This window comes from Algisphaera agarilytica, from assembly GCF_014207595.1.
Lineage (GTDB): Bacteria > Planctomycetota > Phycisphaerae > Phycisphaerales > Phycisphaeraceae > Algisphaera > Algisphaera agarilytica.
The window spans coordinates 939,781-965,977 of the sequence record NZ_JACHGY010000001.1 but is presented as its reverse complement, the minus strand read 5'-3'; the positions used below and the strand labels follow the sequence as shown (position 1 = coordinate 965,977).

Below are 26,197 nucleotides of genomic sequence, written 5' to 3'. Positions count from 1 at the left end.
GGGCCCGGATGTTCCACCGCCCATGGAGTGCCTGCCGTGACCGACGATGCCAACGCCCTGCCCCCGGAAAACGCCCCAGACCCCTCTCCCGAAACCCCGGCGGATGCCGCCTCGGCCGATACGCCGGAAGCCGTTCCCGCGTCGCTCCTGGATGTGAAGGCCGAGGCCCCCACGGCCTCACCCCTGGTCCGCCGGCTCGACGCCGCCCGGCAGGACCTGCTGGAACTCTCCACCCGCAACCGCCTGCTCAACACGCCGCGTCGGCGTAAGCGTTCACGTGCGCTGGAGATCGTGGATGAACAGTCCGACGCGGTCTTCCACCTGCTGGTGGATAAGGGCAACGCGCTGTCGTTCGTGCCCGCCCCCGAGAAGGAAGAAAGCGAAGTCGAGCCCGTCGAAACACCCGCCGAGCCGGAGCCCGAGGCCGAGGTGGAATCGCTACCCGAGGTCGAGGAAGGCTCCGCCGGGGCGATCTTCCGCGATGCGGAAGCGGGGGATTCCGAAGAAGAGTCTGCGTCCGTGGAGGAGGCTGCGGAAGGCGAGGCCGAGGATGAAGAAGACGCCCCCGAGATCGACCCGGCCCGACTGACCGACCGCAAGCTGCAGACCATGCTCAACGCCGAGGACTTGCAGAAGCGTTTGCTTCGCACGTTCTACGACGCCCGCACGTCGCAGCAGGAGCAGGGCGTCAACACGCTGTTCCTGGCCCTGGGATTCCTCAAGTGGTACGAGGAGGAGCGCCCGGACAAGGCCCGCCACGCGCCGCTGCTGCTGGTCCCGGTCCACCTCGAACGCAAAAACGCCCGTACCCGCTTCTCGCTGACCTACGACGACAGCGAGATCACGACGAACCTTTCGCTCCAGGCCAAGCTCAAGGCCGAGTTCGGCCTGGACCTGCCCGAGGTTCCCGAACTCGATGACGACTTTAAGCCTTCGACTTACATCGACGAGGTCCGCCAACTCGTCGAAGGCATCGACGGCTGGGAAGTGCTCGGCGACGATATCGTGCTGTCGTTCTTCTCGTTTTCGAAATTCCTGATGTACCGCGACCTCGATCCGGAGAACTGGCAGGACGAAAAAGAGCTCGCCGAGCACCCGCTTCTCGAACAACTGCTCGGTGACAGCGGGTTCCAGGACCACGAGCCGGTTGTGCCCGAGGACGTGATGCTGGACACGGTCATCGGCCCCGAAGAGATGATCCACGTTGTCCCGGCCGACACGTCGCAGGCCATCGCCGTCGAGGGCGTGCGGCAGGGCCGCAACATGGTCGTCCAGGGCCCGCCCGGCACCGGCAAGTCGCAGACCATCGCCAACCTCATCGCCGCGGCGGTGAAGGAGGGCAAGAAGGTGTTGTTCGTCGCCGAAAAGATGGCGGCGCTGGAGGTCGTCAAACGCCGGCTAACCAACGTGGGCATCGGCGACATGTGCCTCGAATTGCACTCCCACAAAGCCCGCAAGCGTGCCGTGCTCGACGACCTGGAACACACGCTGGCCCTGGGCGGCCCGAAGCACAAAGCCACCGAGGCCTACTTCGAGAAGCTCGCCTCGACCCGCGACACGCTCAACGAGCACGCCAAGGCGCTGCATACCGAGATCGGCGAGTCGGAAGAGACGCCGTACCACGCGATCGGCGAGCTGGTGCGGCTGCGCGCGGCGGGCGTGTCCCCAGCCGACTTCACCCTCGACAACCCCGCGGCCTGGACCGCGGCCCAGGCCGAGTCGGCCCGGCAGACGCTGGGCGAGTTTGTCGAGCAGGTCGAAACGGTGGGGACGCCGGGCGAGCACCCGTGGCGTGGCGCGTCGATCGACAGCATCCTGCCCATGGACCTCCAGCGGCTGGTCGAGAAGCTGCCGAGCGCCGCCGCGTCGCTGCGCGGGGCCGAGACCAAGGCGCGGGCGCTGGCGGATGCGTTGGAAGACGACGCGCAAACCACGGCCGGGCATACGCAGACGCTGTCGAGCCGCGCCCGCCGACTCGCCGCGGTGCCGATGCTCGACCGCGAGGCGATCCAGAACGAGGTCTGGGCCCAGCAGGCCACCGCACTGTCCGAGCTGGTCGAGCACGGCCTGAACCTCACCGCCGTGCGCAAGCAGCTCGACGGCAAGGTCAACGACGCCGGTTGGTCCGCCGACCTGACGCAGACCCGGCTGGACCTGGCGAGCTTCGGCAAGTCGTGGCTGCGTTGGCTCAACCCGGCGTACAAACGCGCCAAACGCCAGCTCGCCGCGGTGCTCACCGGCCCGCCGCCCAAGCCGCTTGAAGAACGCCTGAAGCTGGTCGACCAACTGCTCGAAGCGCAGAAGACCCTGAAAGCCATCGAGCGCGACGACGCCATCGGCCGATACGCCTTCGGCACGATGTGGCGCGGCGAAGCGTCCGACTGGGATGCGCTGGGCAAGCTCCACGGCTGGAACCGCCGCAACGACGAACAGGGCGACGCGGAACGCTGCCGGGAGCTGGTGGCGAAGATCGAAGACGTTTCACCGTTGACGGGGCTGGCGGATGAAGCCGACGACGCGGTCGCCTCGGCGGGGCGGGCGTTTGAGGCGGCGACGGGCCCGGTCCAGCTCGACCTCAACGAAGCATTCGGAGTCGAGCAGGTCAGCGACGTGGCTTTGGGCCTCGCGGCGAAACGTATTGAAGAATGGGTGCAGCAACCCGACGGCCTGACGCGTTGGATCAGCGTCCGCGACCGCCGGGCCTCGGCCCAGGCGCTGGGCATGGCCCAACTCGTCGAACAACTCAACGACGGCGAACGCGCCCCGGCCGACGCCGCCCACGCGTTCGACATGGCGTACTACGAAGCCCTGCTCCGCCACACCTTCGAGGCCCACCCCGAGCTCGCCCGCTTCACCGGCGAGAGCCACGAACACACCCTCGAACAGTTCCGCAAGCTCGACGGCGACCGCCTCGCCCTTGCCCGCCACGAAGTCGCCACCGCCCACCACGACGGCCTGCCCCGCGGCGGCGGCGAGGTCGGCCAGGTCGGCCTGCTGCGACGCGAGTTCCAGAAGAAACGCCGGCACCTGCCCCTGCGGCGGCTTCTGCGCGAAGCGGGCCTCGCGATCCAGGCGATCAAGCCCGTCTTCATGATGAGCCCGATGTCGGTCGCCCAGTACCTCGAGCCCGGCGGCCTCGAGTTCGACCTGATGCTGATGGACGAGGCCTCGCAGGTCCGCCCGGTCGATGCGCTGGGTGCCGTCAGCCGGTGCCAGCAGATCGTGGTCGTCGGTGATGACAAACAGCTCCCGCCGACGCGGTTCTTCGACGCGATGACCTCCGGCGGCGACGAAGACGAAACCGACGACACCGAGCTCGACACCTCCGACCTCGAGTCGATCCTGGGCCTGTGCACCGCCCAGAACATGCCCAGCGCCATGCTGCGTTGGCACTACCGCAGCCAGCACCCCTCGCTCATCGCGGTCAGCAATCGCGAGTTCTACGAGAGCAACCTGTTCGTCATCCCCAGTCCGCGCCGCGACCCCGAGGACCTCGGCCTGCGATTCCACAAGATCACCGAGGGCCACTTCGACCGCGGCGGCACCGCGACGCACCGCGTCGAGGCCCAGACCATCGCCGAGGCCGTCATGCGTCACGCTACCGAGACGCCCGAGCTAACCCTGGGCGTCGGGGCGTTCAGCGTCCGCCAGCGTGACGCGATCCTCGACGAGATCGAACACCTGCGGCGGAAGAACAAGGATGTGGAAGGCTTCTTCGCCGAGGACACCGAGGAGCCGTTCTTCGTCAAGAACCTGGAGAACATCCAGGGCGACGAGCGCGACGTGATCTTCATCTCCGTCGGCTACGGCCCGGACGAAGAGGGCAATCTCACCATGAACTTCGGCCCGCTGTCCAACGATGGCGGCGAGCGCCGGCTCAACGTGCTCATCACCCGGGCCAAGAAACGCCTCGAAGTCTTCAGCTCGATGACGGCCGACGACATCGACCTTTCGCGCGTCAGCAAGCGTGGCCCCGCCGCGTTCCGCACGTTCCTCCGCTACGCCCAGACCGGCACATTCGACGGCCGAGCGCCCGAGCGCTTCGGCGACCTGTCCGTGTTCGAGCAAAGCGTGGCCGATGCGCTCACCGAGGCGGGCCACACCGTCGAGGCCCATGTCGGCGAAGCGGGGTTCTACGTCGACCTCGCGATCGTCGATCCTGAGACGCCCGGCCGATATCTTCTGGGCATCACGCTCGATGGCCCGGGCTACGGGGCGTGTCGCTCAGCCCGGGAACGCGATTCGAGCCGGGAGTTCATCCTGAAGATGCGCGGCTGGTCGATCCACCGCCTGTGGTCGATCGACTGGTTCAACCGTCCGCACGAACAACTGCAGAAGATCCTCGACGCGGTCGAATCGGCACGTGCGGGTCAGGCCGAGTCGGGCAGCAAACCCGCCAAGTCTCGCCCGGTGATCGAGCGTGAAGCGGTTGACCCCGAACAGGAAACCGACCGTTTTGCGGGTATCCCGAGTGGGCCGTACGTCGAGGCGAGCTTCAAGAAGGTGCCGCGCAAAGACCTGGAGGACCTCGACAACTTCCAGCTGATCGAGCTGGTGACCAAGGTCGTCGAGATCGAGGAGCCGGTGCACGGCGAAGAGGTCATGCGTCGCGCCGCGGACATCTACAAGGTCGACCGCATGACCAGCAAGGTCACCCGGCTGCTCGAGTCGGCCCTGGCCGACGCGGTGAACGCGGGCAAGCTGGAGAACGGCCTGGGCTTCTACTCGTTGCCCGGCGTGTCGACGGTGTCGCAGGTGCGAAGCCGGGCGGACGTCGAGTCGCCGGGCCTACGCAAGCCCGAGTTCCTGCCGCCCGCCGAGGTGCGGTTTGCGCTCGAGAGCGTGGCCCGCGTCGCGATCGGCGTCAGCAAAGAAGACGCGGTGATCGAATCCTCCCGCCTGCTGGGCTTCGCTTCCACGCGCAGCAACCTGCGCGAAGTGATCGAACGTGAGCTTGAAGCGTTGTTGGGCCGAGGGATTCTGGAAGAGCGCGAAGGCGCGGTTTTCATTGCTCAGGGCTGAGGATCAGGTCCGCCACGATCGGGCGGTGATCGGACAATAGCGAGTCGATGACTCGGTAGTCCTCGAACGCGAGGTCGTGGGTGATCATGATCCAGTCGATCACGTTGATGGGTTTCTCGGCGTGAAACGTCAACTCGGCCAGGTCGGTCGGTGGATCGACGGGCCGCCGGGCGAACAGGCCCGAAGCGTCGATCTTGTCGATGGCGTTGCCGTGGTCTTCGGAGGGCTTGCTGCGGGGGAAGCCGGTGGGCGTGGAATTCAGGTCGCCGGCGATGATCGTGGGCAGGTCCGGCGGGGCGATGAGCAGGTCGATTGAGCGAGAGCGTAGGGATTCGCTGCGGTGTGAGAGGTGGGAGGCGAGGATGCGGATGCCTTGGCCGTGCCAATCGATCGTGCAGGCCAGGCCACGCTTCTTCCCGGCCAGCAGGGTTTCGGCGTTCGAGAAACCGGGGGAGTCGATGACTTCGCTTCGTGTGATGGGGTGACGCGAGAGCACCGCGTTGCCGAACTTCCACGTGCGCCACAGCATCCGGAAATCGAGGTTGCGTTGCTCGGCCACGTACGGGTAGCCCGCGGCCTCGGCGAGAAACTCGGCCTGATTGACGTGGTTGCTCCAGCTCGCGTCGAAGTCCACTTCATTGAGTATCACGACATCGGCATCAAGGGTTTTCAAGAGCTCGGCGATGTCGTTGAGGCGTTGAATCCTCTCGTCAGGTGTGCCGCCGGACCAGTTGTCTTGGGCGAGCCCGCGCCCGTGGGCGATGTTGTAGCAGGCGACACGCAGCGGGGCGGTGGGTTCCGTAGGGGTGGCGTCAACAGAGGGCGTCACTTCGTAGCTGCTCACCACACGGAACGGCGACAGCGCCCGGGACGTCAGGTAGGGCCCAAAGATCACCGCCAAGGCGACGAGAAGAGCACAGAGGATTCGCCGGAAGATTTTGAATCGTCGCCGCATGCTCTCGATCTTTACCCCATCGCGTTTCGCAAGGTTCGGTAATCTCGTAATTGCCTCCGGGGTGCAGGGGCAGAGCACCTGCCGCTCGCCGCGCAGGCGATCGGCTAAACGGAATCACGCAACTCGATCAAATACCCCGAAAAGAACCCATCATCTGAAACGACTTAAAAATACCGGAGGTGGGACTCGAACCCACAAGGTGTTGCCACCAGTGGATTTTGAATCCACCGCGTCTGCCAATTCCGCCACTCCGGCGTGTCTCGGATCGCACAGTTTACGGCTCGTCGCGCACAACGCAAAGCCGACCCGCCGGGCTAGACTGGGGTATCTCGCCACCCAGGAGTTTACGCATGATCCGTCCCGGTCTGGTTTCCATCACGTTCCGCCAACTGTCTGCCGAGGAAGTCTGCCACTGGGCGGCGGAGACCCAGCTCCAGGGCATCGAGTGGGGCAGCGACATCCATGTGCCCGTCGGCCAACTGGGCACCGCCGCCCACGTCGCCGAGCTCACCCGCGACCACGGCCTCGAAGTCGCGGCCTACGGGTCGTACCACTGGCTCGGGGTGAACGAACTGGACGAGTGGCAGAAGACGGTGGACACCGCCGCGGAGCTCGGCGCGAAGATCATCCGGGTGTGGTGCGGGAACAAGGGTTCGGCCGACGCAGACGCGGACTGGCGAAAACGCGTGGCGGATGCGGGGCGCAGCGCCGCCGAGGTCGCGGATCAGGCGGGCATCACCATCGCCTGCGAGTGGCACGGCAAAACGCTGACCGACACCGCGGAGTCGGCGCAGGCCTTGTTCGACGCGGTGGACCACCCCGCGTTTCAGACCTATTGGCAGCCGCACCAGCGCATGGCGTTTGCGGATTGCCTGGAAGACATGGAGACGGCGCTGCCTCGCTTGGTGGGGGTGCATGTGTTCCAGTGGGACGTGGAAACCGTCGAGCGTCACGCGTTGGCCGAGGGCCAGGGGATGTGGCCGACGTATCTGCGTCAGGCGATGACCTGTCCGCGTCTGGCGGAGGGCGGCGAGATGTTTGCACTGCTGGAGTTCGTACGTGACAACGACCCGGGCAACCTCGCGGCGGATGCGCAGACCCTGCGCCAATGGCTGAACTCGGTGAACGCTAAGGGTTAGCCCTAGGCGTGTCGGTTACGTGGGGCGTTTTTCATTCGCAAAAAGCCGCATCCGTGTGCATCTGCGGGTGATCGTGGGGAAATCCTTGCGAAAAGTTCAGAACCGATGGAGTGTTGGGGGGGACCCGGTATACTCATTCGCTTCCAGGTGCTGGCCGATGTAAGGTCTGTGTTCACCTGACTCTATCCTCTTGACCGACCTTCCATGGCTAAATCCACCAGCAAGAACTCGGCGAATCCATCTAACGACAACCCCGATGCCGCGAGCCTCGATAAAGTCCGCGACATCCTGTTTGGCACTCAGGCCCGGCAGAGCGAAAAGCGTTTTGACGGCATCGAGAAACGTCTGTCCAAGGAGATCGACACCCTCCGCAAGGACCAGGACAAAGCCATCGCGTCGCTGCGTTCCGAGCTGCAGAAGCAGATCGACACGCTGAGCGAATCGGTGGAAGCCGAGGCTGCCGAGCGGACCGAACACGTCCAGGCGGTGGAAGCTGAACTCACCGGCCGACTCGCCGAACTCGAATCCGCCGCCGCCGCGGCGCAGCAGTCGCTGGAAGCCAAGATCGCCCAGGAAGCCAAAGCCATCCGTGACGAGTTGGCCCGGAGCGAGCAGCGCCAGACCGAGGTGTTGACCGAAGCCATGACCCAGCTCCGCAGCGAACTGACCAGCCGGGATGAGGTGGCCGAGGTGCTGCGTCATTTGGCCGACACGCTGGTGGCTGAAGAAGAGTAGGTCGACAGCTAAGGGGTTCATGGGTGCAGCGGTCAGGGGCTGGCCCGATCTTGATGGTTAGGGGTGGCACCGCCTATGGATGACCCGTCCGACAACGCGAAAACATCCGAGTCTCCCGCGGAGTCCCCGGGCCAGTCCTCGCCCAGCCCGTTGGGTGACGCCGAGACGCTGGCTCAGTTGCGTGAGTTGTTGATTGGGCCCGAGCGAGAAGAGCTCGCCGAGTTGCGCGAGACCCTCGCCTCGTCGCGTGCGCAGGCCCAGGACATCGCCGAGCTCCTGCCTCAGGCGATTACGCTGCGCGAGCAGAAGGACGATCAACTCGGCCGTGCGCTGTCGGGCACGGTGGAAGAGGCGATCCAAACCTCGGTCAAGAACAACCCCCAGCCCATGATCGACGCGGTGTTCCCGGTCATCGGCCCGGCGATCCGCAAGGCGGTGAGCGAAGCCCTGGCCAGTGCGGTCCAGTCACTGAACCAGACGCTCGAGCACAGCCTGTCGATCAAGTCGTTGAAGTGGCGGATGGAGGCGGCACGGACCGGCAAGCCGTTCGCGGAGGTCGTGCTGCTGAATACGCTGCGTTACCGCGTGGAGCAGGTGTTTCTGATCCACACCGAGTCGGGCTTGTTGATGCAACACGTCGCGGCGGACGGCGTGGAAACGCGCGACGAGCAGCTGGTCTCGGGCATGTTCACGGCGATCACCGAGTTTGTCCGCGATTCGTTCAACACCGATGATCAGGCGGGTCTACGCACCATGCAGGTCGGCGGCGTGACGGTCTGGGTCGAGCGCGGGCCCCACGCAATCCTCGCTGGGGCGGTGCGGGGCTCGGCCCCGGCGGAGCTGCGTGAGGTGTTCCAGCAGGTGCTCGAAGACATCCACCTGCGTCACGGCGAGCTTCTCGAAACGTTTGCCGGCGACGATTCGGAAATGGAAGTGGTCGAACCCGAACTCCAGCGTTGCCTGGTCAGTGCGGCGCAGCCCGGGGCCAAACGCAAGGTGTCTCCCGCGTTCCTGATCTTCGTGGCGGTTGTTTTGGGGTTGGTCCTCTGGGCGGTCCTCGCGGGGGTGTTGTCGAATCGGCAATGGGCGGGCTACGTCTACGAGCTCGAACGCACGCGGGGCATCATGCTGGTGGAAGACGACCACAACTGGTGGGGCCGGTCCGAGGTCCGCGGTTTGGTCAGCCCGGATGCTGCGCACCTGCCCGACGAAATCCTGGCCAACTCGGGGATCGATCCGGAAGAAGTCAGCCAGCGTTGGGAGCACTACCCCACGGTGCAGATCCAGGAGTCCCCGCTACCTGAGCCTGCGCTCGATCCCGAACCGCCGACGTTGTTGGAGCAGGCGGAGCAGCTGCTTGATCCTCCGGCCTCGGTGACCCTGCGCACCGAAGGCTCGGTCCTGATTGCCGAGGGCCTTGCACCGCACGCGTGGATCGAAAGGACGCTTTCGCTTTCGGCGCAACTCGTCACGGCGGGCATGACCTCGTTCGACGACTCGGGTCTGGTCGACCGGGACATGGAAGACCTCGAGGTGTTTGCCGGTCGGATCGAGGCGTGTGTCATCGATATGCCTTCGGGCAGCACGCTGGACTTGAACGGGCAAGAGGTCATGGCCTCGCAGTTGCTCGAAGATGTGTCCGGTGCTCAGGCCGCGGCCGACGCCATCGGCATGGAGCTTAAACTTATCGTGACCGGCCACACCGACCTGTCGGGTGACCCTCAACGCAACCTCGAACTCAGTCAGGCCCGGGCCGCCGCGGTCGCCGAGATGATCCGTTCACGGATGCAGGCGCCGCCGATCATGGTCGAGGTGGGCATGGCGGCGGATCAGCCGATCGTGCCCGACACGATGCCCCTGGCCGACCAGCAGCGCAACCGCCGGGTGACGTTCGAGGTGGAGTTGGCCGCCCGGCCGTGAGGCCGTCTCAGGACAACGGCTCGACGTGCCCGGTTTGATGGGTACGATGTCGGCTGGGTTTTGACGAAAGTCACGTCATGGAATCACGCAAGATCTGCATGCTCGGCGCCTTCGCCACCGGGAAGACCAGCCTGGTTGCGCGGTACGTCAAGAGCATCTTTTCCGAGGTCTATCAGTCCACCATCGGCGTGAAGATCGACAAGAAGACCGTCGACCTCGACGGCCGATCGCTTTCGCTGATCCTCTGGGACCTGGCGGGTGAAGACGATTTCGTGTCGGTGCAGATGCGTTACCTGCGGGGCAGCTCCGGCTACCTCTTGGTCGTTGATGGCACCCGGCCCGACACGCTGGAGACCGCGAAGATGCTCCACGAGCGGGTGATCCGCGAGGTGGGTGAGCTGCCGTTTGTGCTTGTGCTCAACAAAGCCGACCTCACCGACGCCTGGGCGATCGGCGAGCCCTCGAGCGATTTCCTGGGGCTGCGCGACAAGGCGCTCGCCACGCTCCACACCAGCGCCAAGACCGGCGACGCGGTGAATCAGGCGTTCGAAGAACTGGCCCGCGGGGTGCTGGCTTGAACGACGCATCACTTCTCTCCGGTGTGGTTCACACGATGGGCCTGTTGGTCATCGCTCAGGCCCCCGATGCGCCGGTCGGCGATGAACGCTTTGTCTGGGTCGGCCGATTGCCGGATTGGGCCGAGCGGTTTGGTTGCGCGATCGAAGAGCCCTGCGAACCGACGCAGCACTTCACGTTTCTCGATTTCTTCCTCGACGAAGCGCGCGACTGGTGGGCGAGTCAGCCGGAAGACTCGGCCGATGCGACGCTGCGGTCCGAGGTCTGGGCCGAGCCGGATCGTGACGGGACTGACCGTCAGCTAGAAGCGGTCGCGCTGCGGGTTGCGGGCCAGGGGGTGTTGGTGATTGCGGGGGTCGGCTTGGAGTTTTCTCCGGCTCAGAGCATCCTGCAGACTGCGCGTGAACGCCGGCTGGCGACGGACCGGGAGCTCGCGGTGCGGCAACTGGTCGAAGAACAATTGCGCCAACGCGTCGCGGAGCGCACGGCCGAGCTCGACGCGTCCAACCAGCAACTCCGGGCGTTGGCGTCCGAGGTGGCGCTGGCGGAGCAGCGTGAACGGCACCGGCTGGCGATCGGGCTGCACGACCACGTCGGCCAACTCCTGGCGGTCGCCAAGATGCGCGTGTCCAGCGAGACGGCCCGGTGTTCGGACCCCGAGTCGAAAAATCGGCTGGAGGACACCATCGGGCTGCTCGCCGACGCGATCGACGCCACGCGGAGCCTGACCTTCGAACTCAGCCCCCCGATGCTCTACGAACTAGGACTTATCCCAACCCTGTCGACATTGGTTGAGCAGACCGGCGAGCGACACGCCCCGCTGGTTTGCACGTTTGAAGACGACGGCCAGCCCAAGCCGTTGGAAACTGATCTTGCGGTGTTGCTGTTTCAGGTGGTCCGCGAACTGATCACCAACACGCTCAAACACGCCCAGGCGACCCGGCTCAAGGTGTCGTCCCGCCGTTTGGAACAGCAGATGGAACTGGTCGTGGAAGATGACGGCCGCGGTTTTGACGTCGAACAACTCGGGCGTCCGCGGGTCGGAAAGGGCGGATTCGGACTGCTGAGCGTGCGGGAAAGGCTGTCACCCTTCGGGGCCAGTCTCCGGGTGACGAGCACGCCGGGCACGGAGGATGACGCGGGCCGCGGGCAAGGAACGCGGTCGATCATCAGCGTGCCGCTGAAATCTGATTAAACTAGGGGCGGCCGGGGAGGCCCGAGCCGCCGAGGCTTGTATGGATAGGTTTGTGTCTTGAAGAACATCCGAATTCTTTTGGCGGACGACCACAAGATCGTCCGGGATGGGGTCCGCGCCTTGATCGAAGCGTTGGACGGCTATGAAGTGGTCGGGGAAGCCGGCGACGGACGCAGCGCGGTGTCGCTGGCCCGTGAGCTCAAGCCCGATTTGCTGGTGATGGACGTGGGTATGCCCGACCTCAACGGGATCGACGCCGCCAAGCAGGTGACCAACGAAGTGCCCGGCGTGAAGGTGGTGGCGCTGTCGATGCAGTCCGATGGGCGTTACGTCCGGCGGATGTTCCAGGCCGGGGCCTCGGGATACCTGCTGAAAGACTCGGCTTTCGAAGAGCTCCGCAGTGCCATGGACATGGTGCTGCAGGGCAAGACCTACGTCAGCCCGGCGGTGGGTCAGGTCGTGGTGGGGGACTACGTGCGTGACGACCGCTCGGAGGGCTCGGAGCAGTTCCAGTCGCTCACGCCGCGTGAACGCGAGGTGCTGCAGCTCATGGCCGAGGGACGCTCGACCAAGGAGATCGCCAGCGATCTGTTCGTGTCGGTCAAGACGATCGAGACTCACCGGCAGCACATCATGCAAAAGCTGGGCACCAACAGCATCGCCGACTTGACCAAGTTCGCGATCCGTGAGGGGCTGACCCAACTGGACGATTGAGCCGATCCGGCGCGTGGAAGTGATCGGCATACCGGAGATTTTTCCGAGAACGATCTCGGGGTTTGCCCGATCGTTTGGCGGGGAGCGCTGTTCTATGTTGGATTCATGAGTTCGATCTATTCATCATTTCAGATTATTGAGCTGCAGCAGATGCTGCGGATGCAGCGTCGGCGCCGCCTATCGCGTCTCCTGCGTCTTGTTTGCTGCTTGGGTTTGTTGCTGGGTGCGGTTGCGTATTCCACCGGCTGCTCGTCGCCCGAGTCCACGTCTCAGGAACCGATCCCCCCGACCTACCGCCACGCGTCCGCAGACATCGTCGGGGATATCCACCCCTCAACTCAGGCATTGCCTGATAGTACGCGTTAGGTGTACGCCGTATTTTCAAAGTCGGTCAAGGACGCACTAAACCCATGAGGGGTAACGCGAACTTCGCCAAGGCCTCAGCCGTGTGTTGAGCATTGGCACCCGTCCTTGACCCTCCTCGACGCGGTGGAATCCCCCGGCCCCGCTCGAGGAACCGGGGCGATGCGGCGACACTGTCGCCGTGTCGCTCTTTTTTTCCTGATAGAACTCGGGGAATCCATCAATGCCGCAACGCTTCGGTTTGGCGTTGTCGGGCTTGGCGAGCGGATCAACTATAATTTTCAGACCGATCTCGCCTTCCCCCTGTTTTGGAGACCCCCGATGAAAATGAAATCTCTCTCGATCGCGTTCCTGTTTGCCGCCGGCCTGACGGTCGGATGTGAAGAAGCCAAGGACGCCACCGCCGAAGCCACCGAAGCCGTCAAAGACGCTGCCGAGGTGACCACCGACAAGACCGGCGACGCCCTCGACGCCCTGAAGGACGACGCCGCGGCCGCCGGCAAGGAAATCTCCGAGGCCGGTGCCGACGCCTATGAGGCCGGCAAGAAGGAAGTCGAAGAGGCCGTCGACGCCGGCAAGAAGAAGCTCGACGAGCTGACCGATTCCAACTCCGAGGCCGATGCGGGTGGCATCACCCTCGACAGCCTGACCGAAGGCATGTCGCTCAACAGCGAACAGCTCGACGGCGTGATCAAGAAGGTCAAAGACCTCATCGGCGAAGAGAACTACGACACCGCCAGCCAATGGATCAGCAAGCTCGAAGGCATGGAACTCCCCGAGGGCTACGCCGACCAGATCGAAGGCCTCAAGGGGCTTCTCGAAAAGGCGCAAGGCGCGGGCGATCTGCTCAAGGGCCTGGGCGGGTAAGCCCGAATACGAAACTTGTCTTCTGAGTGCTGTTGTATCGATCCAACAGCAGCAGGAGGGTCTTGCCGCTGGCACCACTGAGTGTCAGCGGCATTTTTATGCGCTGCGCAGATGCCTGTCAGGCGGGGGTGCCGACGGGCACCAGTGAATCCAAAAGGTCTGCAAGCCGGTAACGCACGACGCCGACGTTGGTGTCGGCCGCGCCGTAGTACAGCTGAATGTCGTCGCCCTGCATGGCGTAGCCCGTCGGGAAGACGACGGCTTTGACGAAGCCGATCTTCTCGAAGTCTTCTTCGGGCCGCATGAACGCGTCGGGAGACGCGGCGAGCACGCGCGTCGGGCAATCGAGGTCCAGCAGCAGCGCCCCGGCGGCGTAGACCCCGATGGGTTCGCCGGGCCCGGGTTTGCAGGAGGCGTGGTAGATCTTCAGCCAGCCGCGTTCGGTGCGGATGGGGGGCACGCCGCCGCCGATCCGTCCGTCGTCCCACGAGCCCGACGATCCGCCGACGCTCGCTGCGCCGTCGCCCGATCCCCAGAGCGGCTGGTGGTCGCCCCAGAAGTGCAGGTCCGGCGAATAGGCCAGCCACATCTCCGGCTGGGTCACCTCGAATTTCCCGGTCGGCCGGTGGATCGCGACGTAGTGCCCGTCGATCTTCTCGGGGAAGAGCACGACATCCTTGTTCTCACGGCAGAAGATGATGCCCAGGTCGTCGAAGTGGGTGAAGTCGGTGGTGGTCAGCAGCACGGTGCACACGCCGTGGTGCGAAGCGCCGACGGCGGTGACGGCGTAGACGCTGCCGATCCGTGTGATGCGTGGGTCTTCCAGGCCGAAGGTCGCGTGGTCGGCGCGGTAGTCGACGATCGGCCCGACCTTGGTGATCGTCACACCGTCGCTGGCGAAACGCACGACGCGCAGGTGGTTGATGAACGTCAGCCGCTTGAAGCCGGTGTCTTTGAAGATCGCCATCCGCGGGTCGTTCGTGGTGACGAGGTCGGCGTCGATCCAATCGATCTCGATCTCGCCCAGGTCGTTGTAGCGTGGCGAGGCGACGAAGCCGTCGCGCGTCTCGGTCGGGCGCTCGGCGACGCGCACCAGCATGACCACCGACCCGTCGTCGAGCTGGACAGCGGCGGGGTTGAACGTCCCTACGACCTCGAAATCGTCCCGCGAGGGCGGGAGGTCGGCGGGGCGGATCAGGCAGCGGGTCTCGAGGCGGGGCAGGGGGTCGGGCATGGCGGGTCAATTCCCGGGGGTTGTTTTTGGTGAAGAGTCATGATCCGAGCACGAAGCGTTGGCGGGTGGCGGCGTTGGAAACGTTTTGCACTCGCTTACGCTTCGTGCGCGGAAAGGGCTTCCGTGACATCACGGAGCGAGGTCGTCACGTATGTCGACGGGGGCGGCGTCTTGCGGCACCCAGCCGAACGGGTTGGCGGTGTCGTGGACGCGGTGCTCGTTGTCCGAGACCGCGTAGAGCTTGGCGTAGGCCGGCGGGTCGTCGTGGTCGAGGATGGCCCTCGCCATCGCGCAGAGGTCGGGGTGGCTCAGCCAGACGCGGCGTTCCCAGGTGTCGGTCGGGTGGGGCTGGCCGTCGTCGGTGACGCCGCCGTAGCGGATGTCGGCGATGCGGTAGTTCTCGTCGGCCGCCTCTTCGTCGAGCGTTTCGATGAGCAGCTTGAGGCCGCCGTAGAGCCCGTTGGCCCGCTGCTGTCGGTCGAGCCCCAGCAGGCCCGGGCCCATCCAGTCGTAGAAGAAGTCGGCGTGGACCGAGCTGGCCATAATCGCCCGCTTCACGCCGGCCGCCTTCGTCGCATCGATCACGTTGCGGTGCATCAGGATGTTGTTCAGCGACGACCGGCCCGGCACCTCGCTCTCCCGGGCGTAGCCCCAGGCCAGATGGATCACCGCGTCGCATCCCCGGAATTTCTCTTCCAGCCCCTCGGGGTTCATGAGGTCCGTGCCGTTGATCGATCTCGACATCGGCCGAAGATCGTAGACGTCCTTCAGCCCTTGCATCAGCGCCCGGCCGATCGCTCCACTCGCTCCCGTCACCGCCACGGTCTTCATCGCAACGCCTCCATCAGGTCATCCAGGCGGTATGCGGTCACCCCGACGTGCGTGTCGGCCGCGCCGTAGTACACCAGCCACCGCTCGCCGTCCTCGACGATCCCCGTCGGGAAGACCACGTTCGGAACAAAGCCCTGCATTTCCCAGTCTTCCTGAGCACCCATGATCGGCTCGGGCGTGTGCTTCAAGACCTTGGTGGGATCGTTGAAATCCAGCAGCAAGAGCCCGGCCATGTAGGCGCCGACCTCGCCTTTCTTCGTGGCGCGTCGGCTGCCGTGGTAGACCTCCAACCAAGCGGGGCCGTCGGGGGTCTGCACTTTCACCGGCGGCACACCCGCGCCGATACGGTCGTTGTCCCAGGCGAACTGTCCGGACCATACAAAGCGGTGATCCCCCCACGCCTTGGCGTCGGCGGAACTCGCCAGCCACATCTCGGGCTTGCAGAACCGCTGGAACGTATTGGGCCGATGCAGCGCGACAAACTTGTCGTTGATCTTCTCGGGGAAGAGCATGACGTCTTTGTTTTCGGGGCAGAAGACGACGCCGTGGCGTTCGTAGCTCTGGAAGTCGGTGGTGGTGGTGAGGCTGGTCGCGGCGCCGTGTTCGCTGACGCTGACGTAGGTGATGTAGTACGTGCCGTCGATGAGCGTGATGCGGGGGTCCTCGACGCCGAAGGTTTCGTACGGCCCTTCGCAATACAGCGAGGCGAGTTCGCCGGTGATGGCGGTGCCGGCTTCGTCGAGTACGAACGTGCGGATATGGCTGACGAACTTGAGCCGCATGAGTTGGTCTGCGGCACGAACGACTTTGCGCGGATCAACGAGGATGTCCTGGTCTTCGGGGAGGTACTCGATGTCGAGTTCGCCTTGTCCGTTCCACGACGGAAGGGCATGAAACCCTTCGCGTTGCTCGGTCGGCGACTCGGCGACGCGGGCCATCAGAACGATGCGGCCGTCGGGCAGTCGGGTGGTGCCGGGGTTGAATACACCGATGACTTTCAGGTCATCACGCGACGCGCTGATGTCGGTGGGGCTGAGCAGTCGTTGGGTAAATTGACGGTCGAGCATGAGCCGAGTGTAGCAACCTCGTTGGGTTGATTCGGCGGCGCGGGGATTCGTTCGACATGAAACGTTCCAACCCGTTTAACGCGATCAGAACAAGAGGTGCATGCCGGGATGAAACGCGTGGCGTACACTCTCAGTATGCAGTGCAACATCAATGCGAAAGGCAAGGCGTATCGGTTAGTGGGCGGGTTCCTGACGCTCGGGATCGCGTGTGTGTTGGCGGGGCTGGTTATGGCTGGCGTGCTGGAACAGGGCTGGTGGTGGTTCGTTGTCGCGGGCACCGTCTTGGGCGGCGGGTTCATGCTGTTCGAAGGCTGGGCGGGCTGGTGCGTGGTCCGGGCGATGGGGTTTAAGACGCCGATCTGAACGGGGGATTTCTCCGCTTGTTCCAAATCCGTCCGATAGTTCGAAACCCGATTCAGCATGGGATGTGGGATGGTCGAGTTAAACTATGGAGTGAGGCATCTCGCCGCCGATTCTCGGCCAGCCCTTCGGAAACCAACATTTGGGGTGACTAGCCCCCATCTTCTCGGACCCCAAGCATGTCGATGACCCGTTCCATCCCAACCGCTGGCGTGATCGACGCCTTGCCCTCGGCGGCGCTGATCCTGGACGACCAGGGGGTGATCCTCGCGGTGAACCGGGCGTGGATTAAAGCGGCGGACGATTGTTTTGGTCTGGTGCGAAAAGCCGAAGCGGGCGTCAACCTTTTTGAGGCGTTGAATTCGTCGTGTTCCAACGGCTGCGTGGACACCGAGGCCTTGACCGGCGGGATGCGGGACGTGGTGGGGGGACAGTGTGACGAGTTTGTCCAGCACTACTCCTGCGGGGCGGCCGAGCACCACGAGACGCGGTGGGTCCGGATCGAACTCCGGGCTTATCACGAGTCCGACGGGCAACGCCGGGTTCTACTGACCCGCCACGATGTCACCGCGGAGTTCCGCACCGACCGTGCGCTGCTGGAAAGCGAATCCCGCTACCACGCGGTGGTGGAAGACCAGGTCGACTTCATCTGCCGCTACCTCCCCGACACCACCCTGACCTTTGTCAATCAGTCGTATTGCGATTACCTCGGCAAGACCCGTGAAGAGCTCTTGGGCCGAAAGTTTCTGGACTTCGTGCCCCGTGAGGAATGGCCGGCCGTATTCAACAAGATCAATTCGTTCACGCCGGACTTCCATACCGCGACGGACGAACACTCGGCTCTGTTGCCGGGTGGATCCATGGGTTGGCAGTCGTGGACCGACCGGGCGTTTTTCAACCAACACGGGGAGATCATCGAGCTGCAATCCGTCGGCCGTGACATCACGCCGATCAAGCGGACGCAGGAAGCCCTGCACGAGAGCCAGACCCGCTTCAACCAGCTGGCCGACCACCTCGACGGCGTGTTCTGGATCTTCGACTGGAAGAAACGTGACATCATTTACCTGAGTCCGGCCTTCGAGAAAGTGTTCGCCAAACCCGCGCAGGTCGTCCTGGACGATTCCACGCAGTGGATTCAATCGGTCCACCCCAAAGACCAGCCGCACGTGATGAAGGTCTTCCGGGCCGCCGACGACGAGCCGTTCGACCTGACGTACCGCATCATCCGGCCGACCGGCGAGGAACGCTGGGTGCGGGACCGCGGGTACCCGGTGCACGACGACGACGGCAACGTCGTTCGTCTGGTCGGCCTCGTGGAAGACGTGACCGAACGCGTCTTGTCCGACCAGAAAGTCATGCGAAGTGAAGAGCGATACCGCGCCGCCTCCGAGGCGGGGATGGACGCCTTCTTCCTGTTCGATGCGCTCCGCGGCGAAGACGGCGAGATCATCGATTTTGTGTTCACCGACCTGAACCAACGCGGCGCGGAGATGGTGTCGCGCCAGCGGCACGAGGTCATCGGCCAGCGACTCTGCGAGTTGCTGCCGGTCAACCGCAGCGACTTCTTTTTCGGGGCCTACCGCGAGGTGGTCCGGACCGGCGAAGGGTTCAGCCGGGAATTCCCGCTCGATGCCGCGGAAGAAGGGATCCAGGCGGGCTGGATGGAGCAGCAGGTCGTGCGCGTCGGCGACGGCGTGGCCATCAGCGCCCGGGACATCACCTCCCGTAAACGCAACGAGCAAGAGATCGCGCGCCAGCGAGAAGAAAACCAGAAGATCCTCGACGGCATCCCGGCGTTTGTGTTCTACAAGGACACCCAGAACCGCATCCTGCGGGTCAACAAGACCGTGTGCGATGCCGAGGGCCTGCCCGCCGACCAGATCGAGGGCCGACACTCCGCCGAGCTCTACCCCGAGACCGCGGACGCGTTCTACAAAGACGACTTGGAAGTCATCCGCTCGGGGCAGCCCAAGCTGGGATACGTCGAAAGGATGCCGACGCTCGACGGCAAGGAGCGATGGATCCGAACCGACAAGGTCCCGCTGTTCGACAACGACCGCAAACCGGTCGGGGTCATCGTGATCGCGATGGACGTCACCGAGCTGAAACAGACCTCCGAGAAACTCACCGCCAGCGAGCGGCGATACCGCGAATTGTTCGAACGGGTCCCGGTCGGCGTGATCGAACACGACCTCACCGCGGTCGGCCGTGCGTTCGATGAGCTGCGCGAGCTGGACGTGGCGGACCTCTCGGCCCACATGGCCTCCAACCCCGAGTTTATCGGTGAAGTGATGCGCAAGACACGCATCCTCAGTGTGAATCAGGGGGCCTGCGCGTTGTTTGCATCGACGGGCACCGAGCAGTTTGCCGAGGCGGTGAGGCAGGGGCGATTCCGTCCGCCGCTCGAAGCGTTGCTGCTGAAGCTCCACATGATCTGGGACGGGCAGACCTCCGGCGAGATCGAAACCCGCTACCGCACGCTGGATGGCCGGATGATCGACGTGCTGTTGCGCGTGGTCATCCCCGAATCCAACGGCAAGCCCGACCTGTCGCGCGTGCTGCTGTCGCTGACCGACATCAGCGCCAACCGTCAACGCGTCTTCGCCCAGGCCCAGGTCACCCACGCCGAACGCGAACGGCGGATGCTGGGGCACGAGCTCCACGACACCCTCGCCCAGCAACTCACGGGCATCAACATGCTCAGCGAAAGCCTGCGTCGCCGCCTCGAGTCGCAGAGCATCCCCGAAGCCGAGCGTGTCGCCGAACTCGCCGGCATGGTCGGGCAGGCCAACTCCGAGGTGCGCCGCCTCATCAGCGGCCTCAGCTCCGAGCGTATCGCCCCCGACGAACTGGAGACGGCACTCGAAAGCCTCGCCGAGCGCTCGGCACTGGTTCACCAACTGCCCGTCACGTTCCACTGCCGCCGTACGCCCGATGAGCTCGACGAAGAGGCCGCGAACCACCTGCTGTTCATCGCTCAGGAAGCGACCCACAACGCCGCTAAGCACGCCCAGGCCTCGTCCATCGAGATCATCCTCGGCCAGAGCGACGACGCCCTGACCCTCACCGTCAAAGACGACGGCGTTGGCATCCCGCCTGTTCCAGAACGTTCCAGCGGACCGGAATCGGGGCTGGGATTGAACATTATGCGCTACCGCGCCGAGGCCATCGGCGCTACAATGACGATTAATTCTTACCCCGACGCGGGCACCATGATTGTGTGCTCGCGGCCAAGCCAGACCCTGCACCTGCCCGCGGGTGCCCCCCCTCGTCCGCAAGACGAAACCGGAGAAGACTATGTTATCTGATGCCTCTACCACCCAAGCCACCGCACGGATCGTCGTCGTGGACGACCACCCGATTGTCCGTCGTGGCCTGATCGAACTGATCAACGATGTGCCCGAGTTCGATGTGGTTGGCGAGGCGCCCGATGTGTCCACCGCGCTGGACGTGCTCAGCGAAGTCCGCCCCGACCTGGCGCTGATCGACCTGTCCCTGGGCGACGGCCACGGCCTGGAACTCATCAAGCAGATCCGCGCCGCCGAGCTCAACATCAAGATGCTGGTCGTCTCCATGATGGACGAAGCGCTCTACGCCGACCGCGTGCTGCGTGCCGGTGCTTCGGGCTACCTCCGCAAGGAACAGGCCACCGAAAACATCATCACCGCGATCCGTCAGGTGCTCGACAACAAGATCTACCTCAGCCCCAGCGCCACCGCCCGCGTACTCAACCGCGTGGCCACCAACGAGTCGCCCGCCCAGTCGCCGGTGTCGACCTTGTCCGACCGCGAGCTCGAGGTCTTCGAACTCCTGGGCGACGGCCTGTCCTCCCGCGACATCGCCGCCCGCCTGCACTTGTCGGTGAAGACGGTCGAGACCTACCGCGAAAAGATCAAGACCAAGCTCAGCCTGAAAAACGGCAGCGAACTCACGCGCCACGCGATCCATTGGGCGATGCGTAAGGGCGAGTGATTTTTTCGGGGGCTGACATGGAATCAAATTTGAGACCTAAGCAAAATCCTTTTTGGATAGGTGTTAGATTTCTTTTTGAATTCCTTTGTGTGTTTTTAATTGTTGGGCTTATCTATTCTGCCGCTTCTCATTATTTCAGTGAGGATGGTTGGCAGGGGGTGTCGATTTCACTTAAACCAAGTTGGCAAGTTTTGGTGTCTAGTGTTGCGGCTTGCATTTGGAGCGTACATGTTTGTATGTGCTTGCTTCAAGGTAAGCAGAATCTGCTCGCTAGGCTCTTTGGGATGAAGTTTCGAGTTTTGGGAGACAGGTCAAAGTACTTGGGCTAATACTTCTAGGCTTCCGAAATCCACCCTTCGTAGATGGTTCGGTAGGTCAGGTCTTCGACCTGACACCATTGCCAATGAACTGCCATGTCAGGTCGAAGACCTGACCTACGGCACCAAATCGATAATCAAGCTGAGGCTTCGCTGAACAAGTTTGGCGAAGCCTTTTCTTTCGCCCGGCCGTGCCAGAGGTAGTACGCGCCGCGGCGGATGTCGTCGAAGATCAGGATCCAGCAGGGCAGGACGACGAGGATGAGCACGGTGGCCGAGAGCAGGCCGGCGGCGATGCTGATGCCCATGGGGATCAGGAACTTGGCCTGGAAGGACTGCTCGAGAATCAACGGGGTCAGGCCCAGCACGGTGGTGATCGTGGTGAGCAGGATCGGTCGGAGGCGGGCCCGGCCCGCGGCGATCAGGGCGTCGAGAATCGCCATGCCTCGCTGGCGTTCGTGGTTGAAGAACTCCACGAGGATCAGCGAGTCGTTCACGACGATGCCCGAAAGCGCGACGATGCCGATGAGGCTGAGGAACGTGAGGTTGTAGCCGAGCAGCAGGTGGCCCCAGACCACGCCGATGAGCGAGAACGGGATGATGAGCATGACCGTTAACGGCTGGAAGTAGCTGGAGAACAGCCAGGCGAGGATGACGTAGATCATCAGGCAGGCGGCGCCCATGCCCAGCGGCAGCGAGCCGAACGCGTCGCCCATTTGTTCCTGTCGGCCGGCGTATTCGATGGTGAGCTGGGGGTATTTCTTGCGGACCTCGTCGAGGTCGATCGCGGCGGTGACGTCTTCGGTGCTCACGCTGGGGATCGTCTCGGCGGTGACGGTGACGGTCCGCTGGCGATCGACGCGCTTGATCGTCGAGTAGGTCGTGGCCTCTTCGATGTCGGCGACTTCAGACAGCGGGACCAGCGAGCCGGTGGGTGTGACCAGCCAGGCGTTTTCGATGGCGCCCAGGTCGCGGCGGGTGCGCTCGTCGACGCGTACCCGCACGTCGATGTCTTCCTGCTGGTCGGCGTAGGTGTGCGCGTCGATGCCGAAGAGGAACCCGCGGACCTGCAGCGCCACGTCGGCGGGCGTAAGGCCGACGCTGCGGATGTCGGCGGGGCGGGGCACGATGCGCTGCTCGGCCTGGCCCAGGTCGTTGTCGTCGTTGATATCCACCACGCCCTCGAAGCCCGCGAGCAAGGTCTTGAGGTCGGCCACGGCGGCGTCGATCTGGTTGCCGTCTTTGCCGCGCACCCGCACGGTGATGCCCGGGCCGGAGGGGCCGCCGGAGATCTCGGAGAAGTTGATCCGGTCGACCGCGTCGAGCTTGCCTTGCAGTTCGTCGCGGATGGATTGGATGACCTTCGACGATTCGCGGTCCCGCAGCTCGACGTAGTACAGCTCGATGAACATCTGCGCGACGTGGGTCGAGGCCCCGTCGGCCTGGCCGGTGTCGATGTCGGACCGCTGCCCGACGACCGAGGCGACCGACTGCACCTCGCGCTGCCCGAACGCTGCCTGCTCGACGGCGGCGACCGCGGCGTTGGTGTCTTCGATCGGCGTGCCGATGGGCATACGCAGGTCGACGACCAGCGTCTCGGCGTCGTTGTTGGGCAGGAACTCGAAGACCACCCGGCCCCCGGCCCAGAGGCTCATCGTCCCGATGAACACCGAGAACGTGGCGACGATGGCGAGGTAGCGGTAACGCAGCGAGAACTTGAGCAGCCGGGCGTAGGCCGGGACGACCTTCTCGAAGATGACGTAGTCGCGTTTTTCTTCAAAACGCTTGATCGCCCGGGCGAGGCGGTGGGGTTTGGTTTGGTCGGCCAAAGCGCGGTCGCGGTGGACCAGGCTGTGGGCCATGTGGCTGGGCAGGATCAGCAGCGTCTCGATCAACGACATGATGAGCGCACACGCCACGACGATCGGGAGCGCCCCCAGCAGGTCACCGATGTTGCCCTTGATGAACGACAACGGCAGGAACGCCACGATGCTGGTCAGCACCGTCGCCACCACCGGCCAGCTCACCTGATTGGTTCCGCCCACTGCCGCCTCGAACGACGGCTCGCCGCGGTCGTGTCGCGCCTGGATGTTTTCCGAGACCACGATCGCGTCGTCGACGAGGAGGCCCAGCACGACAATCAGCCCGAACATGGTCAGCAGGTTGAGGGTGACGTCGATCGCGGACATGAGAACCAGCGTGCCGAGGATCGCGGTGAGCAGGCCCACGCCGACCCAAAACGCGACGCGCCAGTTCAGGAAGACCAGCAGCGTGGCGAACACGAGGATCGCGCCGTAGCCGGCGTTGCGGGTGAGCAGGTCGAGCCGGCCCTCGACGAAACGGGCCAGGTCCGACGTCGCCGAGACGGACACCCCGCGCGGCAGGGGGGTGGGTGAGTTCAACCCGAGCAGGTAGGCGTCGTAACGGTCCGAGCCGAAGCGGACTTCGAGGGCCGTGCCGTCGAACGGCTTGCCCTGCCGGCCCTTGACGTAGGACCGCACGGACTTGGCCATGTTGACGATGTCCTGGTCGCCGACCTTGAACACGGTCAGCATCGCGGCGGGCTTGCCGATCAGCTCTTCGCCCATCGCGTCGTCTTGCGGGGGCGCGTCGGTGGTTCGGCTGTTGAACCGGTTGATGATCTGGTCGTCGACAAAGCCCTCGCTGACCTCGGCGATGTCGCCCAGCGCGATCGTTCGGCCATCCGGGAAGCTGCGCACCACGATCTGGCGGATCGCCTCGGCACGCTCCGCGACGCCCATGGTGCGGACCTTCACGTTGCCGCCGACGTTTTTGACGGTGCCGCCGGGGATTTCGCGCATCCAGGCGCCGACCGCGTCGGCTACCTCGGGCAGCGCGATGCCTTGTTGGAGCAGCGCGTCCTGCCGGACGTCGACGCGGATCTCGTAGTCGCGCACGCCGTCGATGAGCACCTCGCCCATGCCTTCGAGGGTGAGCAGGTCGTCGCGGACGCCACGGATGACGTCTTTCATGACCGACTCTTCGAGGTCGCCGAACACCGCGACGCGGATCACCGGCAGGCGTGGCTCGAGGAGCTGGGTGGTGATCTCCTCGCTCTCGTCGGGCAGGTCTTGCAGCGTGTCGATCGCGCGGTCGACTTCGTCGAGTGCTTTTTCGGCGTCGATCCCTTCGCGGAACTTGATCGTCATCCCGCCGCCGCCCTCGGCGAGGGTGACGCTGAGCTCGTCCACCTCGTCGAGGTCGATGAGCTGGTTCTCCACCTTGATCGCCAGGGCGTCTTCCACCTCTTCGGGGGTTGCGCCGGGGTAGGGCAGCGTGAGCGTGGCGGACTCGGGGTCTTGCTCGGGGAAGAACTCGCGGCGCAGCGACAGGCCCGCGACGATGCCCGCGATGAGGATCGCGGTCATGAGCAGGTTGACGGGCACGGGGTTGCGGACGCCGAAGCGAGCCAGACTCATGGCGTGGCCTCGCCTTCCTCGGGCGTTTGCTGGGCCGAGGCCTTGCTGACGGTTTCGTTCACCGGCTTGGGATCGACGAGGGTGCCGTCGGCGATACGCGTGGCGGCGTTGACGATCACCAGGTCGCCGTCTTCGAGCACATCATCGATGACCGCCCACTGGTCGTCGGGCAGGCCGAAGCCCGAATGCGTGCCGGACAAGGTGTAGGCGACCTGGACGGCGCGGCTGACCACCTCGCCGTCTTGGGCGACCTGGATGCGGCCCTGCCGGATCGAGCGGCGCGGCACCACGAAGCGGTCTTCGACATCGGCGATGGCGACGGTGGCTTCGAGGAACATGCCCGGGGCGGGCAAGCGGGCGTTGCCGTTTTCGTCGGTGAGGTCGGCGTAGACGGTGAGGGTGCGCGTGGTCGCGTCCTGCTCAGGGGCGATGCGGGCGATGGTGGTGGTCCAGCCCAGGCCGTCGATCAGGCTCGCGGGGCCGGAGGTCGGTTCGAGGATGACACGATCGCCCACACTGACCGACATGCGTGACGAGGCGGGCAGCTGGATCGGCACCTCGATCGGGCTGAGCGAAACGACCCGGGCGATGGTCTGCCCCGCGGCGAGGTTTTCGCCGACTTCGACGTCGATCGTCTGGAGCACGCCGTCGATCGGGCTAAGGATCGTGGTGCGCTGCTGGTTGAGCTCGGCCAGGTTCACCTGCGACTGCTGCGAAGCCTTCTGGGCCTCGAGCGAACGGCGGCGCGGCCCGATGAGGTCGGCCGCCTCGCGGGTCAGCAGCTGGTTACGCTTGGCGGTGATGAGGTTGCGTTCGGCGGTGTCGAGGTCTTGCTGGGTGCCGACGTTGCGTTCCTGGAAACGCACCTGACGGTCGTACTCGGTCTGAGCGATGGCGACGTCGGAGTCTTCCAGCACCAGGCGTTCTTCGAGCCGATCGGATTCCACATCCAGCTGCGACAGCGCCGCGTCGAGTTCGGCGATGCGTTGCTGGGCGATATCGAGTTGCCGCTCGAAATCCGAGGCGTCGAGCTGGACCAGCAGTTGACCCTTGGTCACGACGGCCCCGGGGCGGACCTCGACGGGGATCGACTCGACCGTCGCGGTGACCCGGGACGGGACGTCGGCGGAGTACAGCGCCTCGGCGGTGCCGTAGCCGCGCCACTGCCGCTGGACGGGCACGCGCTGGGCCTCGAAGACGATGACGGTCTGCCGGGTGGCGGCGGGATCGACTTCCTGCACCACGGGCTTGGTCGAGCTCATGAGGAAGAAGATCGCGATCGCGGCTCCCAGCATCAGCACCGCGACGACCAGGCGCGAAGTCAACGCCAGCAGGCGGTTGGGGCCGCGCGGGATCGGTTGGCGTTCGGGGCGTGGTTCGTCCCGGGTTTCGGGGACGGTGTGGTCGGGGGTTTCGTGGTCAGACATAGATGAGCGCGTTCATGACAGAAGTACGGCCTCTGACTATAGGTCGTTACGCCGGGGTGCCGG

At 64.6% G+C, this 26,197-nt stretch carries 18 protein-coding genes and 1 tRNA gene; 12 read left to right on the top strand and 7 right to left on the bottom strand.

The genetic code is table 11. The annotated features are described in order from the left end of the window. The first annotated feature begins 36 nt into the window (after positions 1 to 36). Positions 37 to 5,022, top strand: a complete 4,986-nt coding sequence (locus tag HNQ40_RS04140) for a DUF4011 domain-containing protein (protein WP_184676618.1) — start codon at positions 37 to 39, stop codon at positions 5,020 to 5,022. Here the strand turns inward: HNQ40_RS04140 and HNQ40_RS04135 are convergent. Together HNQ40_RS04135 and HNQ40_RS04130 are read right to left on the bottom strand one after the other, a co-directional pair. Beyond that, positions 5,006 to 5,977, bottom strand: coding sequence for an endonuclease/exonuclease/phosphatase family protein (locus tag HNQ40_RS04135; protein WP_184676617.1), 972 nt, complete (start codon positions 5,975 to 5,977; stop codon positions 5,006 to 5,008). The genes HNQ40_RS04140 and HNQ40_RS04135 overlap by 17 nt on opposite strands. 171 nt (positions 5,978 to 6,148) lie before the next feature. Then, a tRNA-Leu gene (locus HNQ40_RS04130) sits at positions 6,149 to 6,232 on the bottom strand. A 95-nt stretch (positions 6,233 to 6,327) separates the two neighbouring features. On the opposite strand from HNQ40_RS04130, the gene HNQ40_RS04125 reads away from it, so the two are divergent. The 8 genes from HNQ40_RS04125 to HNQ40_RS04090 all read left to right on the top strand — a co-directional run bounded on the left by HNQ40_RS04125 (position 6,328) and on the right by HNQ40_RS04090 (position 13,486). Further along, positions 6,328 to 7,116, top strand: a complete 789-nt coding sequence (locus HNQ40_RS04125) for a sugar phosphate isomerase/epimerase family protein (protein WP_184676616.1) — start codon at positions 6,328 to 6,330, stop codon at positions 7,114 to 7,116. A gap of 204 nt (positions 7,117 to 7,320) precedes the next feature. Further along, positions 7,321 to 7,851 carry a hypothetical protein gene (locus HNQ40_RS04120; protein WP_184676615.1) on the top strand — a complete coding sequence of 177 codons (531 nt, stop codon included), beginning with the start codon at positions 7,321 to 7,323 and terminating at the stop codon, positions 7,849 to 7,851. 75 nt (positions 7,852 to 7,926) lie between these two features. Next, on the top strand, positions 7,927 to 9,771 hold the full coding sequence (locus tag HNQ40_RS04115) for an OmpA family protein (RefSeq protein ID WP_184676614.1): 1,845 nt from the start codon (positions 7,927 to 7,929) through the stop codon (positions 9,769 to 9,771). A gap of 77 nt (positions 9,772 to 9,848) precedes the next feature. Further along, positions 9,849 to 10,349 (top strand): Rab family GTPase, encoded by a 501-nt coding sequence (locus HNQ40_RS04110; protein ID WP_184676613.1) that lies wholly within the window; start codon positions 9,849 to 9,851, stop codon positions 10,347 to 10,349. After that, positions 10,346 to 11,542: a sensor histidine kinase gene (locus tag HNQ40_RS04105; RefSeq protein WP_184676612.1), complete on the top strand. Its 1,197-nt coding sequence runs from the start codon at positions 10,346 to 10,348 to the stop codon at positions 11,540 to 11,542. The genes HNQ40_RS04110 and HNQ40_RS04105 overlap by 4 nt, the downstream gene beginning before the upstream one ends. 57 nt (positions 11,543 to 11,599) lie before the next feature. Then, positions 11,600 to 12,256 (top strand): response regulator, encoded by a 657-nt coding sequence (locus HNQ40_RS04100; RefSeq protein WP_221435367.1) that lies wholly within the window; start codon positions 11,600 to 11,602, stop codon positions 12,254 to 12,256. A gap of 105 nt (positions 12,257 to 12,361) precedes the next feature. After that, the gene (locus HNQ40_RS04095) at positions 12,362 to 12,622 is read left to right on the top strand and encodes a hypothetical protein (RefSeq protein ID WP_184676611.1); all 261 of its coding nucleotides are present in this window, start codon (positions 12,362 to 12,364) and stop codon (positions 12,620 to 12,622) included. A 318-nt stretch (positions 12,623 to 12,940) separates the two neighbouring features. Continuing rightward, entirely contained in the window at positions 12,941 to 13,486 is a 546-nt protein-coding gene (locus tag HNQ40_RS04090) for a hypothetical protein (RefSeq protein ID WP_184676610.1), read from the top strand. 118 nt (positions 13,487 to 13,604) lie between these two features. Here HNQ40_RS04090 and HNQ40_RS04085 read toward each other — a convergent pair whose 3' ends face one another. The 3 genes from HNQ40_RS04085 to HNQ40_RS04075 all read right to left on the bottom strand — a co-directional run bounded on the left by HNQ40_RS04085 (position 13,605) and on the right by HNQ40_RS04075 (position 16,618). Further along, positions 13,605 to 14,720 (bottom strand): glycoside hydrolase family 130 protein, encoded by a 1,116-nt coding sequence (locus tag HNQ40_RS04085; protein WP_184676609.1) that lies wholly within the window; start codon positions 14,718 to 14,720, stop codon positions 13,605 to 13,607. A 129-nt stretch (positions 14,721 to 14,849) separates the two neighbouring features. Continuing rightward, positions 14,850 to 15,551, bottom strand: coding sequence for an NAD-dependent epimerase/dehydratase family protein (locus tag HNQ40_RS04080; protein ID WP_184676608.1), 702 nt, complete (start codon positions 15,549 to 15,551; stop codon positions 14,850 to 14,852). Continuing rightward, positions 15,548 to 16,618 (bottom strand): glycoside hydrolase family 130 protein, encoded by a 1,071-nt coding sequence (locus HNQ40_RS04075; RefSeq protein ID WP_184676607.1) that lies wholly within the window; start codon positions 16,616 to 16,618, stop codon positions 15,548 to 15,550. Before HNQ40_RS04075 ends, HNQ40_RS04080 begins: the two co-directional genes overlap by 4 nt. A gap of 135 nt (positions 16,619 to 16,753) precedes the next feature. Between HNQ40_RS04075 and HNQ40_RS04070 the strand changes: the two genes are divergently transcribed. From HNQ40_RS04070 to HNQ40_RS04060, 3 genes are all read left to right on the top strand, one after another. After that, positions 16,754 to 16,981, top strand: a complete 228-nt coding sequence (locus HNQ40_RS04070; RefSeq protein ID WP_184676606.1) for a hypothetical protein — start codon at positions 16,754 to 16,756, stop codon at positions 16,979 to 16,981. 182 nt (positions 16,982 to 17,163) lie between these two features. Continuing rightward, the gene (locus HNQ40_RS04065; protein WP_221435366.1) at positions 17,164 to 20,286 is read left to right on the top strand and encodes a PAS domain S-box protein; all 3,123 of its coding nucleotides are present in this window, start codon (positions 17,164 to 17,166) and stop codon (positions 20,284 to 20,286) included. Beyond that, complete coding sequence (locus HNQ40_RS04060) at positions 20,276 to 20,950, top strand: response regulator transcription factor (RefSeq protein ID WP_184676604.1); 675 nt, start codon at positions 20,276 to 20,278, stop codon at positions 20,948 to 20,950. The genes HNQ40_RS04065 and HNQ40_RS04060 overlap by 11 nt, the downstream gene beginning before the upstream one ends. 454 nt (positions 20,951 to 21,404) lie before the next feature. Here HNQ40_RS04060 and HNQ40_RS04055 read toward each other — a convergent pair whose 3' ends face one another. Next, positions 21,405 to 24,707 (bottom strand): efflux RND transporter permease subunit, encoded by a 3,303-nt coding sequence (locus HNQ40_RS04055; RefSeq protein ID WP_184676603.1) that lies wholly within the window; start codon positions 24,705 to 24,707, stop codon positions 21,405 to 21,407. Beyond that, positions 24,704 to 26,134, bottom strand: coding sequence for an efflux RND transporter periplasmic adaptor subunit (locus HNQ40_RS04050; RefSeq protein WP_184676602.1), 1,431 nt, complete (start codon positions 26,132 to 26,134; stop codon positions 24,704 to 24,706). Before HNQ40_RS04050 ends, HNQ40_RS04055 begins: the two co-directional genes overlap by 4 nt. Between the last annotated feature and the right edge of the window lie 63 nt (positions 26,135 to 26,197).

What these genes read in the sequence shown, in the direction of transcription:
- HNQ40_RS04135 (WP_184676617.1), bottom strand. Translation starts at nt 5,977, where the DNA reads ATGCGGCGACGATTCAAAATCTTCCGGCGAATCCTCTGTGCTCTTCTC.
- HNQ40_RS04125 (WP_184676616.1), top strand. Translation starts at nt 6,328, where the DNA reads ATGATCCGTCCCGGTCTGGTTTCCATCACGTTCCGCCAACTGTCTGCC.
- HNQ40_RS04120 (WP_184676615.1), top strand. Translation starts at nt 7,321, where the DNA reads ATGGCTAAATCCACCAGCAAGAACTCGGCGAATCCATCTAACGACAAC.
- HNQ40_RS04115 (WP_184676614.1), top strand. Translation starts at nt 7,927, where the DNA reads ATGGATGACCCGTCCGACAACGCGAAAACATCCGAGTCTCCCGCGGAG.
- HNQ40_RS04110 (WP_184676613.1), top strand. Translation starts at nt 9,849, where the DNA reads ATGGAATCACGCAAGATCTGCATGCTCGGCGCCTTCGCCACCGGGAAG.
- HNQ40_RS04095 (WP_184676611.1), top strand. Translation starts at nt 12,362, where the DNA reads ATGAGTTCGATCTATTCATCATTTCAGATTATTGAGCTGCAGCAGATG.
- HNQ40_RS04090 (WP_184676610.1), top strand. Translation starts at nt 12,941, where the DNA reads ATGAAAATGAAATCTCTCTCGATCGCGTTCCTGTTTGCCGCCGGCCTG.
- HNQ40_RS04085 (WP_184676609.1), bottom strand. Translation starts at nt 14,720, where the DNA reads ATGCCCGACCCCCTGCCCCGCCTCGAGACCCGCTGCCTGATCCGCCCC.
- HNQ40_RS04080 (WP_184676608.1), bottom strand. Translation starts at nt 15,551, where the DNA reads ATGAAGACCGTGGCGGTGACGGGAGCGAGTGGAGCGATCGGCCGGGCG.
- HNQ40_RS04075 (WP_184676607.1), bottom strand. Translation starts at nt 16,618, where the DNA reads ATGCTCGACCGTCAATTTACCCAACGACTGCTCAGCCCCACCGACATC.
- HNQ40_RS04070 (WP_184676606.1), top strand. Translation starts at nt 16,754, where the DNA reads ATGCAGTGCAACATCAATGCGAAAGGCAAGGCGTATCGGTTAGTGGGC.
- HNQ40_RS04065 (WP_221435366.1), top strand. Translation starts at nt 17,164, where the DNA reads ATGACCCGTTCCATCCCAACCGCTGGCGTGATCGACGCCTTGCCCTCG.
- HNQ40_RS04060 (WP_184676604.1), top strand. Translation starts at nt 20,276, where the DNA reads ATGTTATCTGATGCCTCTACCACCCAAGCCACCGCACGGATCGTCGTC.
- HNQ40_RS04055 (WP_184676603.1), bottom strand. Translation starts at nt 24,707, where the DNA reads ATGAGTCTGGCTCGCTTCGGCGTCCGCAACCCCGTGCCCGTCAACCTG.
- HNQ40_RS04050 (WP_184676602.1), bottom strand. Translation starts at nt 26,134, where the DNA reads ATGTCTGACCACGAAACCCCCGACCACACCGTCCCCGAAACCCGGGAC.